This is a genomic window from Nostoc sp. ChiQUE02, assembly GCF_034531305.2.
Classification (GTDB): Bacteria; Cyanobacteriota; Cyanobacteriia; order Cyanobacteriales; family Nostocaceae; genus Nostoc.
Genome location: NZ_JAVRBN020000047.1, coordinates 15,510 through 30,921, shown reverse-complemented (window position 1 = coordinate 30,921; position 15,412 = coordinate 15,510). Strand labels below are relative to the sequence as shown.

Here is a 15,412-nt window from a genome sequence, read left to right as displayed (position 1 = left end):
TGCCACGGGGAGGGCTTTAGTGATTCATATAGACCAAAAAACTTATACAACCCAAGACGGAAACACCGTTATTGTCCTGACACCAGCAGGTCGCCTCGATATCACCACTGCTTGGCAATTTCGCTTGAAGTTACAGGAATGTATTTCCAAACTCAGCCGCCATGTAGTTGTAAATCTGGCTCAGGTCAATTTTATCGATAGTTCTGGTCTCACGTCTTTGGTCGCTGGAATGCGTGATGCTGATAAGGTCAAGGGCAGTTTTCGCATCTGCAATGTACATCCAGAAGCCAAACTCGTGTTTGAAGTGACGATGATGGATACTGTTTTTGAAATCTTTGAAACAGAAGAAGAAGCTTTAGAAGGTGTGCCTCGTAGTATTGCCAGCTAAAAAAGAGTTAAGAGTTAAGAGTGAGGAGTTAATTCATAATTCAATAACTCATAACTCATGACTCATAATTCTATCTTATTTAATACTGGTTTTGCTTGGTGTAGCGATAAGGCCCCATAATCGCTCCCCAAGTTGCTTTTCCAGTTGCTGGATCAATTCCTTTGTCGTAGCTGTGAAATTCTAACGCTGTAGCTTCAAAACCCAAGGAAACATTAATGCTATTGCCAAGATAAGTAAAGCTGCAACGAGTGTCTGGTAGTGGGGTAGCAGTAAACTTATAGCGCTCGGGGGCTAGTGTTTCCTGAGTAACTGTTAGGATACAACCTGGTAGTAAATCTAATTGATCGGGTGTCAGTGTGTTCAGTAGAGCAGGGTTATGACCTGCACCTTTTAGTGCGCCTGGATCTTGGGGCATATAGTATTGTACTTCGATAGATGTGTCAGAGTTGCTCCCGTGACGCAACCGCATAATTCGCTGGCGGTAAGGTTGAGCTAGGTTAATCACGCTAGCCTGTTCTGCAAACAAGGTGATGCTATCTTCTGTGAACAGATTAACTGGTCTTTGCCACAGGCAAAGGTGAACATACCAAACTGGTTCTGCTATGGCTTGTTCCCGATTATCAAATTCACCAGCTAGGTACTCACCTAAAGCAATTAACTGTGGCGAGATGTTCATAAATGCGATAAACGAATCATTAAGGGTGATAGTTTTTGGCTAGTTTTTTAGGGTAAAGGGTCTTATCCCGTGTGGCTACTAGCTGATAAAACACTTCAGATTTGTCTATATTGTAAATGAAACCGTCATCAGCCAAAAGCTCAACTTGGCAAAGTAGCCTTTAAGCGAGAAAATAAAGATACGTCGCCCTTAATATTTCTTTTTTCTTTGTGAATAACGTCCGTACTGTCTCTGATACAAAGCGAACTTTCTACAATCTTCACACCCGTCCGATCAACACTATTTATCGTCGGGTAGTAGAAGAATTGATGGTGGAAATGCATCTGCTGTCAGTAAATATCGATTTTAGCTACAATCCAATTTATGCCTTGGGCGTCGTCACTACTTTTGACCGCTTCATGCAAGGCTATCAACCAGAACGGGATCAAGAATCAATTTTTAACGCCCTATGTCAGGCTATAGAAAAAGATCCGCAACAATATCGGCAGGATGCCCAGAGATTGCAAGCTGTAGCTAAAGGTTTGCCAGTCAAAGATTTAATTGGGTGGCTAGGTCAAACTACTTATTTAGATCGAGATGCTGACTTGCAAGCACAATTGCAAGCGATCGCCAGCAATCCTAACTTTAAATACAACCGATTGTTTGCAATTGGTGTATTTTCGTTATTAGAACAGTCAGATCCCGAATTAGTCAAAGACGAAAAGCAACTCACTGAGGCGCTGAAAGCGATCGCTGCTGGTTTGCACCTGTCCGATGACAAACTCAACAAGGATTTAGAGTTATACCGTTCTAACCTGGACAAAATGGCGCAAGCACTGGTGGTGATGGCAGATATGCTCTCAGCCGATCGCAAAAAACGGGAGCAACGTAAACAACAATCAACTACCACAGTTGCTCCCCCAAGTTCCAACGAATAGTTAGGAGTTAGGAGTCATTCAATTTTAGATTTTAGATTTTAGATTTTTACTTTAATCCAAAATTAAAAATCTAAAATTGGGATAGTTTGGAGTTACTAATAACTGATCGCTCCTAACTCTTAACTTTATACGCCCAATAGTTTGTAGATTAAGCTGTTAATTATAGTCAGCGAAAATGCTCCAATAACAGCACTCCAAATCCCGTAACGTAAGCGAAAGCCCTCTACTAACCAAGCAGCAATACTAAAACAAACCACGGCAATCATAAATGTAAAAATGCCGGATAACAAGTCCAAAGTAAGTAAGTTTGGGACTGCAAAAACAAGGCTTAAAATCGGTCTGACTATTGCCGTCACGATACCAAGCACTGCGGCAGAAAGGAAGGCTTTACCAGGGGTGTCAATTTCAACTCCTAGAGGCAATTTACTAATTATCAACAAGCTGATAGCTGTTACTAGCCAAACAATTAAAAGCGTCACAATATTCATGCCACAACCCCTGAAACGTGAATGGCAATTGGTGATAAATTACTTCAGTTTATCGGTGTAAAAATCTTTAAAGCTCAACCAATTATCTATAAATTAGCAGGAAATTTTTCTCTAACCGAATTTTATTTTAGATATCTTTAGGATTGGAAAAAGCTTGAAGGGGGAGTAGAGAGCAACGAGCAGGGAGCAGGGAGCAGGGAGCAGGTAGGAAGGGAGAAAAAAAAGTTTTCCCCTCTGCCCCCCGTCCCTCTGCCTCTTGTGCCCCCCGCCTCTATCTCATCTTTTAAGAGTAGGTTGGATTTGTTTGGGTACTACAGGCGCTTGAGGGGCTGGTGAGTTAGGAACCAAGGGAGAAAAACTAGGATTAATAGGACTAATGCCTTGCCCCGTTTGAGGTTGACCAGTTTCCGTGGGTAAGGGTACGGAATTAGGTGCTAAGGGAAATTTAGGGGTAAGATTCCCTTCGGGATTGATACCTGGAACTGGTGCAGCGCCAGGATTTATTGGGAAAGAGGGGACAGCAGGCTGGTTTGGTAAGTTTGTGGGTGATTGAGATGGGCCAGGAATAATTCCCAAAGACACGCGATCGCCCCCTACTTGCCGTAGCAAGTCCAATGTCTCAATCACATCATTGTAAGTTGCTGTCCGCGAAGCATTCAGCACCACAACGGCACTAGGGTTTGCTTGGAGATACTGTTTTAACCGCTGTCCCAAATCTTCCCGTTTTACAAGTTGCTTTTCTATGTAAGTATTGCCAACGGCATCGATAGTGACAATCAGACTGCCACTCTGCGATGTTATTCCAGATACTGTAGTGGCACTGGCTTTAGGCAAATCAACATTTATTGCCTGTTGTCGTGTAAATTGTAAAGCCGCTAATAAAAAAAACGTCAGGATACAAAAAACAACATCAATTAAAGGGATGATTTGAATTTGGACTTCTTCAATTGGAGTATGTAGATTAACTTTCATGTCTCACTCTAAAGCCTGGTTCGGGGGTTGAATTCTTGACTATTAATTAGGTGTATTCGGGGGTTCAGGAGGTTCAGGCAACCTAGTCTTTCCTGGCTTGCGGGGTGGAGTAAAATTTTCCCGCACAATTGCTGATGTACTATTACTAAAGTCAGGGGGTGACTGGCGATAGAGCAATTCCATCTCATTCCCTGCCTTCCGAAAAACTTTCACTTGGTTGACTACAAAACTTTGAAATAGACGGTAAAATACCAAACTAATGATGGCAACTATTAGCCCAGTGGCCGTACTAATTAAGGATTCACCAATACCAGTAGTCACCCCAGCAGTAGATTCAGTTCCCAAATCGCCAATCCGAATTGATCGCAAAGAGTGGATTAGACCCAAAACTGTACCCAATAATCCTAGCAGTGGCGCTAGGGCAATCACGGCTTCTAAAAGTTTTTCGCCCCGTCGCATCCCAGCTAATTCATCTTCGGCCGTAGCCTCCAGTGCTAGTCGAAAGGTTTCCGCATCATTTTTCGCTAAACGTAAAGGGGCGTAGAGAAAACGCCCAACAGGCTGATGGCTTGCTTGTCTTGCAATGTCCGCAGCTACTTGCCAATTATCCTGAGCAGCATCCAGGATGCGATCGACTATTTGCTTTTCCTGAGTCAAAATTCGCAACCAGAACCACAGACGCTCGAAAATTACACTCAAAGCCAGAATCGACAGCACAAGCAAAGGCCACATCGCTGGCCCACCCTTATAAAACAAATCTAAAATATCCACTTTTTAAGTTTCCTCCCTCCATGACTAGAGCAAATGTGCTAAAGCATTTTAATTTTAGAGATTAATGCAAAATGAGGGACTTCCAAAATATAAATTTCTCGATAACCTAAAAGAATACAGTGTAAGCATCGCATATTTGACTTAGACTGCTCTATAAACTTGCTGCTGAGTAGGGCAATTGAATGATATACTCACTTTTTTCAGCAAAAGGAGAAAAATATTCCAATTTGCTACCATGTTTTTCGGTGCTAATTTGATAGCTGATTGCCATGGCCATGCCTATTCCTTTGCTTACAGGTTTGGTGGTAAAGAAATGACAAAATTTGGTTCTCCTTGCCAATAAAGTCACCACAACCAGACAATACAAGTGTTTATGGCTTAGTAATTATTGTGACAAGTAATTTGTCTTATGGTCAATTAGTTTGTTGTTTTAAAGTTGTTGTAGTGCCACAAGTTAATCAACCATAGCTCTAACAGTGGAGGCTGACACGATAATTTTTGGCATACTTTTGCTAAACTTCCTTGTAAGCTGGAGCTTTACCACAGGATATTTTCACGTAAAGGAGAACAAATTTTGGCAGCAGTCCGAGTCCGCCAGCATGTTAATCCACTTGGTAAAAAGTATCAAACACCAGCAAGTCCCCTTGACTGGGAAAAAATTTATGCAAAGCCAAATCAACCACTACATCTAGATATTGGCTGTGCTAAGGGACAGTTCTTGTTGAATATGGCCAAGATAGAACCCAACTGGAATTTTCTCGGCTTAGAAATTCGGGAACCGCTGGTGGTGGAGGCGAATAAGTTACGTTCTGAATTGGCTTTAACAAACTTGCACTACTTATTTTGCAATGTGAATAATTCAGTGCGATCGCTTTTATCTTCCCTGCCGCCAGGAAGTTTACAGCGCGTTACAATTCAATTTCCCGATCCTTGGTTTAAAACCCGCCATGCTAAACGCCGTGTAGTGCAACCAGAACTAGTGGCGGAGTTAGCCAGTTATCTTGCGGTTGGGGGGGTTATATTTCTGCAATCAGATATGGAATTTATCGCCGTGGAAATGCGCGATCGCTTTGCTGAAAATCCAGCTTTTGAGAAAATTGGTACAGGAAAATGGTTGGTTGAAAACCCTCTACCAGTTCCAACAGAAAGGGAAATAGGTACTCAAAAAAAGGGTGAACCTGTTTATCGGGCTTTATTTAAAAGGGTGAAGAGTGAAGAGTAGATACGCACCAAGATATTTGCAATTCTTCCTTGATAATAAAAAGATATTTGGGACAATTTTTATTCTTCGAGTAGAGGAAGGGTGACGGTAAAGGTTGTACCTACTCCAACTTGGCTATTGACTATAATCTCACCTCCGTGTGCATCGACACACTTTTTAGCGATCGCTAGTCCCAAGCCAGTACCTGGAATGGTTCCAACATTGTCGGCACGTCGGAAAGGCTGAAACAGTCGCTTTTGTCCTTCTTTAGGAATGCCAATTCCCCAATCTTGAATTCGGAAAATTACTGTTTTTTCCTGACTAATTAATTCAAAACGCACTATACCGCCCGGTAGTGAATACTTAATCGCATTGCTCAGTAAATTGCCCAAAATGTGCCGCAGCAAGCTTTCATCCCATAATGCTTCGTCTAATTGGCCACAACTGGCGAACACTAAAGTCAGATGCTTATCACTTGCCATTAATCGAACTTCTTCGACCATTTGACGGCAAAAAGCTTCTAAATCTAAGCAGATGAGTTCATACCCCAGCCTACCAGAATCAGCTTTCCCGATGAATGTAACTTCATCCAATAGCTTTGCCATGTTTTTGATCGCCGAGCGAATCATTTGCAAATGATTCAGTTTTTTCTCTTTGGTCAATCTTTCATCTTGGTTTTGTAGCAAACCAGCAGCCAAGAGAATAGTATTTAGGGGATTGCGGATGTCATGGGAAAGCATCGAGACAAATTCAGATTTGAACTGGTTGAGTTCATTGGCTTTCACCAGTTCAGCAGTTCGTTCTTCAACCCGAATTTGTAACGTTTCATTGACTGTGCGTAGTGATTCTAAAACCTGCTTGCGCTCGATCGCATAACGCAAAGAGCGAACCAACACATCTACATTTACCTGGCGCTTGACTAGATAATCTTGTGCCCCCTGGCGCACTGCTTCAATTGCCAGTTCTTCGTCATTAGTATTGGTTAGGACAACAATCGGTATGCTTGGCGCTTGACCAATCAGAGGAGGTAAAGATGACAATCCCTGACTGTCAGGTAGAGTTAAATCTAATAAAATAACATCATAATTACACTGACTTAGTTCCTGAAGTGCTTCCCCCAATCGCTTCACATGAACCAGAGTAAACTCTTGGGACTGGGCTTGCGTCAGAAACTCTTGTAACAACCTAGCAGAAGCTAGGTTATCTTCAATTAACAAGATTTTTACTGAGTAGCTCACAACCATAATCTTCGGGTTTCACCCCCTATTGCTCCTCTATCTTGTCATTTGTCATTTGTCATTTGTCATTTGTCATTTGTCATTTGTCATTTGTCCCCTTGTCTCCCCTACCCCCTGCCTCACTCCGATGGTAGCGTCACAGTACAGAGCCAAAAATCTTCAATACTTTTGACGATTTGGAATAATTGGTTGAGATTACGGGATTTAGTGATGTAGCAATTTACATGTAAATTATAGCTGTGAAAAATGTCATCCTCATTTTTTGAGGTTGTTAGCACAACAACTGGAATACGTTTTAGTACTGGGTCGGCTTTTATTTCCGCCAGCACTTCTCGACCATCTTTTTTAGGCAAGTTCAAATCCAGCAGAATCAGGTCAGGGCGCGGTACATCAGCATATTCACCTTCTTGGCGTAAATAAGCCATAGCATCTATGCCATCCCTGACCGTTACCACTTGGTAGGGCACTGAACTATTTTTCAACGCTTCTTGGATTAAGCGAATGTCAGCTTTATTGTCCTCGACCAAAAAGATGGTTTTGTGTTTTTCTCCCGTTTCTACGCTCAAGTTCGCGTCCTCCAACTGGAATCGTAAAGAAGAAGGTTGCGCCTTCACCCAGTTCTGACTCTACCCAGATTCGTCCTCGGTGACATTCGACAATCTTCTTACAGATGGCTAAACCCATACCTGTACCAGTATATTCATCCCGCGTATGTAAGCGCTGAAAAATGACGAAAATGCGATCGCTAAATTGTGGATCAAAGCCAATTCCATTATCCCGAACTGAGAACAGCCATGCATCTTCTATTCTTTCTGCTCCCACATGGATTTGTGGCGGCTGATCGCTGTGGAACTTAATCGCGTTACCGATGAGGTTCTGGAATAGCTGCATCATTTGGGTGCTGTCAGCCATTACGGTTGGTAAGGGGTCGTGAGTGATAGTAGCTCCAGTTTCATTAATGCGTTGACGCAAATTGCCCAACCCTCGATTTAAGGCTGTCTCTACCTCAGTCATTTGAAATGCGATCGCCTGCATATCCACTTTCGAGTATGCCAGCACGTCATCAATCAACGTCTGCATCAGGCTAACTCCCTGCACAGCGTAACTGATAAACTCCTGAGCATCTTCGTCAAGTTCTTCGCTATACCGCATCTCTAACAGCTGCACGTAATTCACGACTTGATTGAGTGGTTCTTGCAAGTCATGGGAGGCGACGTAGGCAAACTTTTTCAGTTCGGCGTTAGAACGTTCTAAATCCTGCGCTAACTGGGCTAGTTCATCGGCTTGACGCAATACAATATTTACAATTGCTTTCCGCAGTTCCAATGCTGCTTTAACTTCTACATCTTTCCAAGGTAAAGATGTTAAGCGAACTGTTTCTTTCCACAGTTCAAATGATTTGCGTGGACACAGGCGGACATTTCCTTCTGACTGGCTAACTTCAAACGCCTTATTAGGATCGCCACCCCAATTTACAGTTTGAATTACTTCCGGTCGGAACCACAAAACATAATTCCGCTTGGCGATAGGAATAGCTAACAAACCACTGGCGACATTTTTAAAACCTTCGGCATCTGGATAAATGTGTGGTAGAGAATCTGTATAGAATACTTCTTCCTCAACATTATTCTTTAGCCATTGGACTAAAAAATTTAGGTCTTCTTCTCTAGGTGTTTCACCAACTACCGTGCAATTTCCCCCAAAACACACAGCTGCACCTTGAGCGCTAGCCAAATCTAAAAGATACTGCGGGTTTTTAACTAAACCATCAATGAAGTTTTCTTCTTGAGACATGTATTCAATCAAGACTGATTGAAGGTGTGTCAGATTTATCCGGTGATAGTAGTCTTGGGTTTCTTCTCTAGCTGAGATTTCTGCAAATATTACTCGTCCCAAAAATTCGCAAGCTTTACGCAATTCGTAGGAAACATATTTAGGGGATTGATGATGACAAGCAATTAGTCCCCAGAGTTTTTGGTCTTTAATTAAAGAGATAGTCAGCGAGGCACCAACACCCATATTATGCAAGTACTCTGTATGACAGGGAGCCGCACTTCTGAGAATAGAGTTGGTTAAATTAATCGGGCGATCGCTAATTGGATTATTAATAGGAAAAAGTTTTACTGGCTGAGAATAAGAATCCGGGATGATTCTGATCGAATTGGCAGCAAATAATTTTCTCGCTGGTTTAGGAATATCTGACTCTGGGTAATGCAGCCCTAAGTATGGTTCTAAGCTTTCTAGTTTTTCTTCAGCGACAACGGAACCATGCCCATCATCATCGAATTTATATAGCATAACCCTGTCAAATTCCGTTATTTTCCGAACTTCTTGAACGATAACTTGACAAAAGTCCCGTAGATTTGCTGTTTTTTCTAGTTGATTTATAGAGGCTCTAGCTAGATGATAAAAGCTTAAAAATGGAATATTTTCCTGAGTAAGAGCAGGTTCTAACTCCAGAACTAAAAATCCTTCTGTATTGCGGTGAAATACTGCATCAAATACTATATAGTCATCGCCTTTTTTTCGCACCCAAACTTTGGTGGGATTGATGAAATCAAGATTTTGCCCGGATAGCCCTGTTTTAATTCTCTCTATTTGAAAGGGATCAAGTAAATCTTCTAGTTTTTTGTGTAACATATTTTCGGGAGCAATTCCGAAAATCTTTAATGTATTAGTGCTAACTTGTAATATTTTTAGCTCAGGCTCCTCCAAGACTAACAGGACACCATGAGGCTGAATTTGGCTAGAAATATGAATCGATGCCTCTTTCAAGCTAATTAAATTAATACCTGGCAATTGTAAGTTCATTTCCATGACGATCCTCCTGTGTTGTCCGGGAGCATCAAAACTAGAGTATCTATAATAATGCAGAATGATGAACGTAAAAAATTTTATAATTTTCCATCCATCATTTTTACTTAGTATCTAATTTCCCATGCCCTAGTGTTGCGTTTTGCAGCCTTAGTCTCATCTGCTTGCGCTTTGAAAAGTCTAACAGTCGTTAAAGTTACATAGCGATAAGAAATGTGAAAACCATGTGATTAAACAATTCTGTATTTGTGTAGCTATGTTAAGTTTAGAAAGAAGTTAGGAGTTATTATTCTTCAAATGCTCCATGCCCCTTCAATCAAATCCAAGAGTTGAACCACATTCGCAGCTTATAATCGTTAGGAGAGAGGGGTAAACCCAAATAAACGGGCATCCAGAAAATAAAAGCAACCATAATGATAAAAGTAATAGTGACACCTAGCGCCCGGAGTTGTTGATAATAACTGCGAAGGCACTGATCGACAAACCAAGCGATCGCTAGAAATACAAACACCACTGCACACATATAGTGGTAGATAAAAACGCACCTCGTTACCTTCACCCAAGGTAATAAATTAGCAGCATAATTTATAACTAAATATAAACCAATCCAAGTATCAACACTCAGAGTTGCAGGCACCGAAAAACGCTTTTCTTTCAACCAAGGAATTACGGCTTGTGACACCAGCATCCCTACTAAAAACAACATAGCAGCGACACCAAACCACCACAAAAATGGATTGCCCATTGCATGGACATCATAAATAACTTGTCCAGCACCGGCAGGCAAAGGCGGGCCCATCACAGGTAACCCTTCGGTGATACTTTCAGCTGTTTGATAATAATATGCCATTGGTCGAGTCATCAATGGCCATTTGTACCAGGCAGCACAATAAGGATGCACGTTAGGACTATTGCCACCTAGCTGTAAGTGAAACTTCAAAATTTGCTGATGTACTGCAATAAACCCATAAGTTTTATCTAGTTGAAGGTGAGGAATCCAGATGATGCTGTAAATCAAAGCTGGGATAATTCCTAGATAAAATAGTATGTGAAAAATATTTAGCTGAGTTAGGTTTTGTAGTGGTGTCTGAGATGAGAGGGATGGTGGGGATGGGGGAGAATAAGTACTAACTCCTGACTCTTGTACAGACGCGATTAATCGCGTCTCTGCTAACTCCTGACTCCTGGCTTCTGACTCTTGCCTGCTGCCTCCTGTCTCCTTCAATGAAGAAGGTACAAAAAAGAATTTGGAGTTAAGAAAAGAATGTATCAAATGAATTATCCAAGCTGCTATCCAGATGAGATAAGCACCTGACAGGAACCATAAACCATTCCACTTAGTACCGACTGACGCACCAAAAGCAATGCCAGCAAAAACTAACCAAAAAGAACGTCGCCGATTTTGGTTATCTAATGCCAATAATAAAAACCAGTGCCCTAACAAACCAAAGATAACGATATAAATATTGCTTAAAGCATAGCGAGACTCAACTAAAAAAATGCCATCACAAGCTGTGAACAAACCTGCAAGGATTGCAAAGCTACGGCGATAACTCAATTGATAAGCGATCGCAGCCACAACTAAAGGGATAAATGAGCCAGTGAGGGCATTGAACCAACGATAAGTCCAAGGCGATCGCAATGAACCTGTCAGCCCATTTACCGTATCGTGTCCAAAAGGAATGTGACTGCCAATCCAAATGCCGATGCCGATGATATATTGACTCAGCGGCGGATGAGCATTAAAAAATGGCGTATGCGTAAGATAATTATTTCCGAATTTAGCAAAGTAAACTTCATCAAACACCAGAGTGTTGAATCGCTCTAGTCCCCAAAACCGTAAGGCAAGTGAGAGAAGAAATATACTCACCATCCCAATTCGGAACCACTTTTTAGTCATTTGTCATTAGTCATTTGTCATTGGACATTAGTTATTCTTTCTTCCCCTGCTTCTCCTACTCCCTTGCCCCTGCTCCCTGCTCCCTGCTCCCTTTCCACTCTTCAGGTGCATCTAGTTGGAACAGGAGTAGTTCAATACCGTAATACTTGTTTGTCCGCCCTATTGGTTTCATACCCAGCCGTTCTGTTACACGGATTGAAGCATGATTTTCTGGCTTCACTACGGCATAAATCACTGGTAAGTTCAAAATACTAAATCCGTAGTTGAGCATAACTCGTCCGGCTTCTGTTGCATACCCTTTACCCCAAGAAGCTCGCCCCAAGTGCCAGCCTACCTCATAATCTTGAGTGGGTAAACCATCTTTGTCGGGCAATTGTTTGAGAAGGATAGTTCCCACAATTGTTGTAGTTTCCTTTTCGACAATTGCCCAAGATCCAGTACCATTGTTGCGTCGGTGCAATCGCTCAATGTTTTCAATCAAGCGCTGATGCTGTAACTCAACGCTCGTGACACGAGAAGCTTTTCCAAGAAAGTGCGTAACTTCAGGATCGCTGTAAATTACAAAGGCTTGTTCGGCATCGCGTTCGGGTATCCAACTACGAACGATCAAGCGTTCAGTTTCCAAAAGATTTGTCATCTTGCTTTTGGTTGAAATCGGAGCGATAGCTTTTCAACAGATCACTCCTGCTGATTGTACTAGTGCTGAATCAACTACAAACCATCCCACGGATATTTTTACTCAGGACTCGGTATTCTCGACTTTTGCCACTTCCAGCATCGTCTTTAAAACCGAATCTGGATTCAGACTAATCGAGTCAATTCCTTGTTCAACCAAAAACTGAGCAAATTCTGGATAATCGCTAGGTGCTTGCCCACAAATGCCGATTTTGCGATCGCATTTTTTCGCTGCTTCTATGGCCATTTTTACCATTCGCTTTACACCCTGACTGCGCTCATCAAATAACCGCGCCACTAACGCCGAATCCCTATCTATCCCCAGTGTCAACTGAGTTAGGTCGTTGGAACCTATTGAGAAACCATCAAATACCTTAGCAAACTCCTCAGCCATAATTACATTATTAGGCAACTCACACATCACATAAACTTGCAAGTCGTTAACGCCCTGTTTTAAACCATTTTTTGCCATCTCTGCCAAAACCAAACGTCCTTCATCGGGAGTGCGACAAAAAGGAATCATCGGGATCACATTCGTCAAACCCATTTCTTCCCGTACCCGCTTGATAGCATGACATTCTAGGGCAAAAGCTTCTCTGTAGCCTTCATCATAGTAACGTGCCGCTCCTCGCCAACCCAGCATTGGGTTTTCTTCATGGGGTTCAAACTGTCGCCCACCTAATAAATTGGCATATTCATTACTTTTGAAATCTGAGGTTCTGACAATCACTGGTTTTGGATAAAATGCCGCTGCAATTCTACCTATGCCTTGGGCTAATTTATCTACAAAATATTGTGGTTTCTCATCGTAAAGTGAAGTAATATCAGCAATTTTGGTTTTGACAAATTCATCTTTTAATAAGTCATAGTGAATCAATGCCATTGGATGAATTTGAATTTGGTTAGCAATAATAAATTCTGTCCGCGCTAAACCTACGCCATCGTTGGGAATTGCAGATAGACTTAGTGCTTCTTGAGGATTACCCACATTCATTAAAATTTGAGTGCGGGTGCGGGGTAAGTTCTCTAAAGGAACTTCTTTAACTTCAAAAGGTAATAAGCCTGGATAAACTTTTCCCTCTTCCCCTTCAGCGCAAGAAATTGTTACCTCTTGACCAGGTTTCAAGATTTCTGTAGCATTGCCACATCCAACGATCGCAGGTACACCCAATTCTCGCGCAATGATTGCTGCGTGACATGTGCGACCCCCAGAGTTGGTGACAATTGCACTAGCACGTTTCATAATTGGTTCCCAATCTGGGTCAGTTCTCTCTGTTACTAAAACTTCCCCAACTTGGAACTGTTCAAGTTTCTGAACATCTAAAATTAGGCGTACTTTCCCTTGACTAATTGCTTCCCCAATTGCGCGTCCCGTGACAAGAGGGATTGGGGAATGCGAAGATTTTTCCCCATTCCCTATTCCCCATTCCTTATTCCCCTGTACCAAGCGATAACTCCGCAACACATTTCCCGTCTTCTGCGACTGGACGGTTTCGGGACGCGCTTGCACAATAAAAAGTTGGTTAGTAATCCCATCTTTTGCCCACTCGATATCCATTGGTGTGGAAATGCCGTGGACTTGGGAGTAATGGTCTTCAATTAAACACGCCCAACTTGCTAGTTGTAAAATTTCTTCATCATTCAGGGCAAATTTGCCTCTTTCGCTGGCCGAAACCGAAACATTTTTTGTAAATTTGGAACCGTCATCATAAATCATTTTCAGTTCTTTACTACCCAATTTTTTATCGATAATCGGGCGAAAACCAGCTTTTAAAGTTGGTTTAAAAACACAGTATTCATCGGGATTTACAGACCCCTGAACAACGTTTTCACCTAAACCGTAGGCGGCTGTAATTAATGCCGCATCCTTAAAACCGGTTTCTGTGTCAATGGAGAACATTACCCCAGAGGTTGCTAAGTCAGAGCGCACCATTTTTTGCACACCCACAGCCAGAGCAATGCTAAAATGATCAAATCCCTTGGTGTGGCGATAAGAAATGGCGCGATCGGTAAATAGGGAAGCAAAGCATTTATGACAAGCTGCTAAAACTCCTTCAGCACCGACAACGTTGAGGTAAGTTTCCTGCTGTCCGGCAAAACTAGCATCAGGTAAGTCTTCAGCAGTGGCGCTAGAACGGACTGCAACATCTGTCTCTGCATGGTATCTTTCACAAAGACTCTGGTAAGCTTTAGCGATCGCCTCCCGCAATTCTAAAGGAAATGGGGTGTGGATTAATAGCGATCGCGCTTTTTTTCCCCGTTCTCGTAAATTTTTGACATCCTCAACATCCAAGTCAGCAAAGAGTTTGCGTAGCTTTACCTCTAAACCTGCTGATTTGATGAAATAACGATAAGCGTAAGCAGTGGTGGCGAATCCAGTGGGAACGTTAATACCTTTGGGCGTTAGCTGTTGAATCATTTCCCCCAGTGAGGCATTTTTACCACCAACTACAGGGATATCAGCGATGCCAACTTCATCAAACCACAAGATGAGCGATCGCTCTTGGGAAGATTGAGATAAAGTGCTTTTAGATACTGTAGCCATAAATATTACCTTTTAAGTTTATACTGAGTTTCTAAGTGCGTAACCGCTAGTATATTTTTCCCATATTCAATTTTAGATATTGCAGCCAATGGCGTGATTTTTGATTGTGCTATTAAATGCGAAACTATAGTCCATAAATAACAATTATTCGGGATAATGACAGTATCGTAATACCGGATGCAATGCACAATGGCGCAACTAGAAAGACTACTGAAAATGGCAGAAGATGAGCTAACTGAGTACAGCACTGATGCCCGCAAAATTGAAAAACTACGGCGTAAAATAGGTTTATCAGTAACCGCAGCTGAACAGCGGCAAGTCAAAGAGGCATTACTTGCCACTAAGCAATCTTCTAATATGATTACTCAAATTGTGGAAGAACAAAGACAAGCAGCAGCCTTACCATTTTGGGGAATTGCTGGATTGGGTTTGTTATTCGGAATTTCTTTAAATCAACCCATAGGTTTGTTAGCAGCTATAGTTGGAACTGTATTAGCTTTTAGAATTCAGAAATGGGGTTGGCAATTGCAGGCAAGTCGTCTATTGTTACAAACATTGGAAGATATTGAAGCGCGTATTGCCCAACCGAATAAGTAACAAAACAGATCCACTTTATAGAGAAAATATCTCCAAATATTTGTATTCTAATATACAAAGCAATCGAATAGTCACTTGATTGACACCTCGTCAGTACTTAACAATTCCTTTGGGATCACCATAGCAAAAAAAATTAGATATTGGATTTGATTCAGATATTTATTCACATGGCTTGCCTGCAATAAATGCTACATGTCCTTTTGACAAAAGGTATTGGCCATAATTACGCG

The 15,412-nt window shown here is 41.8% G+C and carries 14 protein-coding genes; 4 read left to right on the top strand and 10 right to left on the bottom strand.

Going from position 1 to position 15,412, the window contains the following annotated elements:
- Window positions 1-19 precede the first annotated feature (19 nt).
- On the top strand, window positions 20-388 hold the full coding sequence (locus RM347_RS29895) for an STAS domain-containing protein (RefSeq protein ID WP_012411454.1): 369 nt from the start codon (window positions 20-22) through the stop codon (window positions 386-388).
- Between the two features lie 79 nt (window positions 389-467).
- Here RM347_RS29895 and RM347_RS29890 read toward each other — a convergent pair whose 3' ends face one another.
- The gene (locus tag RM347_RS29890) at window positions 468-1,064 is read right to left on the bottom strand and encodes a chromophore lyase CpcT/CpeT (RefSeq protein ID WP_322718180.1); all 597 of its coding nucleotides are present in this window, start codon (window positions 1,062-1,064) and stop codon (window positions 468-470) included.
- Window positions 1,065-1,273: 209 nt separating this feature from the next.
- Between RM347_RS29890 and psb29 the strand changes: the two genes are divergently transcribed.
- Window positions 1,274-1,981: a photosystem II biogenesis protein Psp29 gene (psb29, locus tag RM347_RS29885; RefSeq protein WP_322718179.1), complete on the top strand. Its 708-nt coding sequence runs from the start codon at window positions 1,274-1,276 to the stop codon at window positions 1,979-1,981.
- 125 nt (window positions 1,982-2,106) lie between these two features.
- On the opposite strand, the gene RM347_RS29880 is transcribed toward psb29, so the two are convergent.
- From RM347_RS29880 to RM347_RS29870, 3 genes are all read right to left on the bottom strand, one after another.
- Complete coding sequence (locus RM347_RS29880; RefSeq protein ID WP_322718178.1) at window positions 2,107-2,469, bottom strand: phage holin family protein; 363 nt, start codon at window positions 2,467-2,469, stop codon at window positions 2,107-2,109.
- A gap of 276 nt (window positions 2,470-2,745) precedes the next feature.
- Window positions 2,746-3,441: an ExbD/TolR family protein gene (locus RM347_RS29875; protein ID WP_322718177.1), complete on the bottom strand. Its 696-nt coding sequence runs from the start codon at window positions 3,439-3,441 to the stop codon at window positions 2,746-2,748.
- 42 nt (window positions 3,442-3,483) lie between these two features.
- On the bottom strand, window positions 3,484-4,212 hold the full coding sequence (locus RM347_RS29870; protein ID WP_322718176.1) for a MotA/TolQ/ExbB proton channel family protein: 729 nt from the start codon (window positions 4,210-4,212) through the stop codon (window positions 3,484-3,486).
- Window positions 4,213-4,786: 574 nt separating this feature from the next.
- Between RM347_RS29870 and trmB the strand changes: the two genes are divergently transcribed.
- A complete protein-coding gene (gene trmB / locus RM347_RS29865) occupies window positions 4,787-5,434 on the top strand; it encodes a tRNA (guanosine(46)-N7)-methyltransferase TrmB (protein WP_322718174.1) in 648 nt (215 codons plus the stop codon).
- Window positions 5,435-5,493: 59 nt separating this feature from the next.
- On the opposite strand, the gene RM347_RS29860 is transcribed toward trmB, so the two are convergent.
- The 6 genes from RM347_RS29860 to ppsA all read right to left on the bottom strand — a co-directional run bounded on the left by RM347_RS29860 (window position 5,494) and on the right by ppsA (window position 14,585).
- Complete coding sequence (locus RM347_RS29860; protein WP_322718173.1) at window positions 5,494-6,657, bottom strand: hybrid sensor histidine kinase/response regulator; 1,164 nt, start codon at window positions 6,655-6,657, stop codon at window positions 5,494-5,496.
- Window positions 6,658-6,770: 113 nt separating this feature from the next.
- Window positions 6,771-7,217 (bottom strand): response regulator, encoded by a 447-nt coding sequence (locus RM347_RS29855; protein ID WP_322718172.1) that lies wholly within the window; start codon window positions 7,215-7,217, stop codon window positions 6,771-6,773.
- Window positions 7,162-9,468: an ATP-binding protein gene (locus RM347_RS29850; RefSeq protein ID WP_322718171.1), complete on the bottom strand. Its 2,307-nt coding sequence runs from the start codon at window positions 9,466-9,468 to the stop codon at window positions 7,162-7,164. The genes RM347_RS29855 and RM347_RS29850 overlap by 56 nt, the downstream gene beginning before the upstream one ends.
- A gap of 313 nt (window positions 9,469-9,781) precedes the next feature.
- Window positions 9,782-11,365, bottom strand: coding sequence for a dolichyl-phosphate-mannose--protein mannosyltransferase (locus tag RM347_RS29845; RefSeq protein WP_322718170.1), 1,584 nt, complete (start codon window positions 11,363-11,365; stop codon window positions 9,782-9,784).
- A gap of 55 nt (window positions 11,366-11,420) precedes the next feature.
- Window positions 11,421-12,002 (bottom strand): GNAT family N-acetyltransferase, encoded by a 582-nt coding sequence (locus RM347_RS29840; RefSeq protein WP_322718169.1) that lies wholly within the window; start codon window positions 12,000-12,002, stop codon window positions 11,421-11,423.
- Between the two features lie 102 nt (window positions 12,003-12,104).
- Window positions 12,105-14,585 carry a phosphoenolpyruvate synthase gene (gene ppsA / locus RM347_RS29835; protein WP_322718168.1) on the bottom strand — a complete coding sequence of 827 codons (2,481 nt, stop codon included), beginning with the start codon at window positions 14,583-14,585 and terminating at the stop codon, window positions 12,105-12,107.
- A 189-nt stretch (window positions 14,586-14,774) separates the two neighbouring features.
- On the opposite strand from ppsA, the gene RM347_RS29830 reads away from it, so the two are divergent.
- The gene (locus tag RM347_RS29830; RefSeq protein ID WP_322718167.1) at window positions 14,775-15,182 is read left to right on the top strand and encodes a hypothetical protein; all 408 of its coding nucleotides are present in this window, start codon (window positions 14,775-14,777) and stop codon (window positions 15,180-15,182) included.
- Window positions 15,183-15,412: the final 230 nt, after the last annotated feature.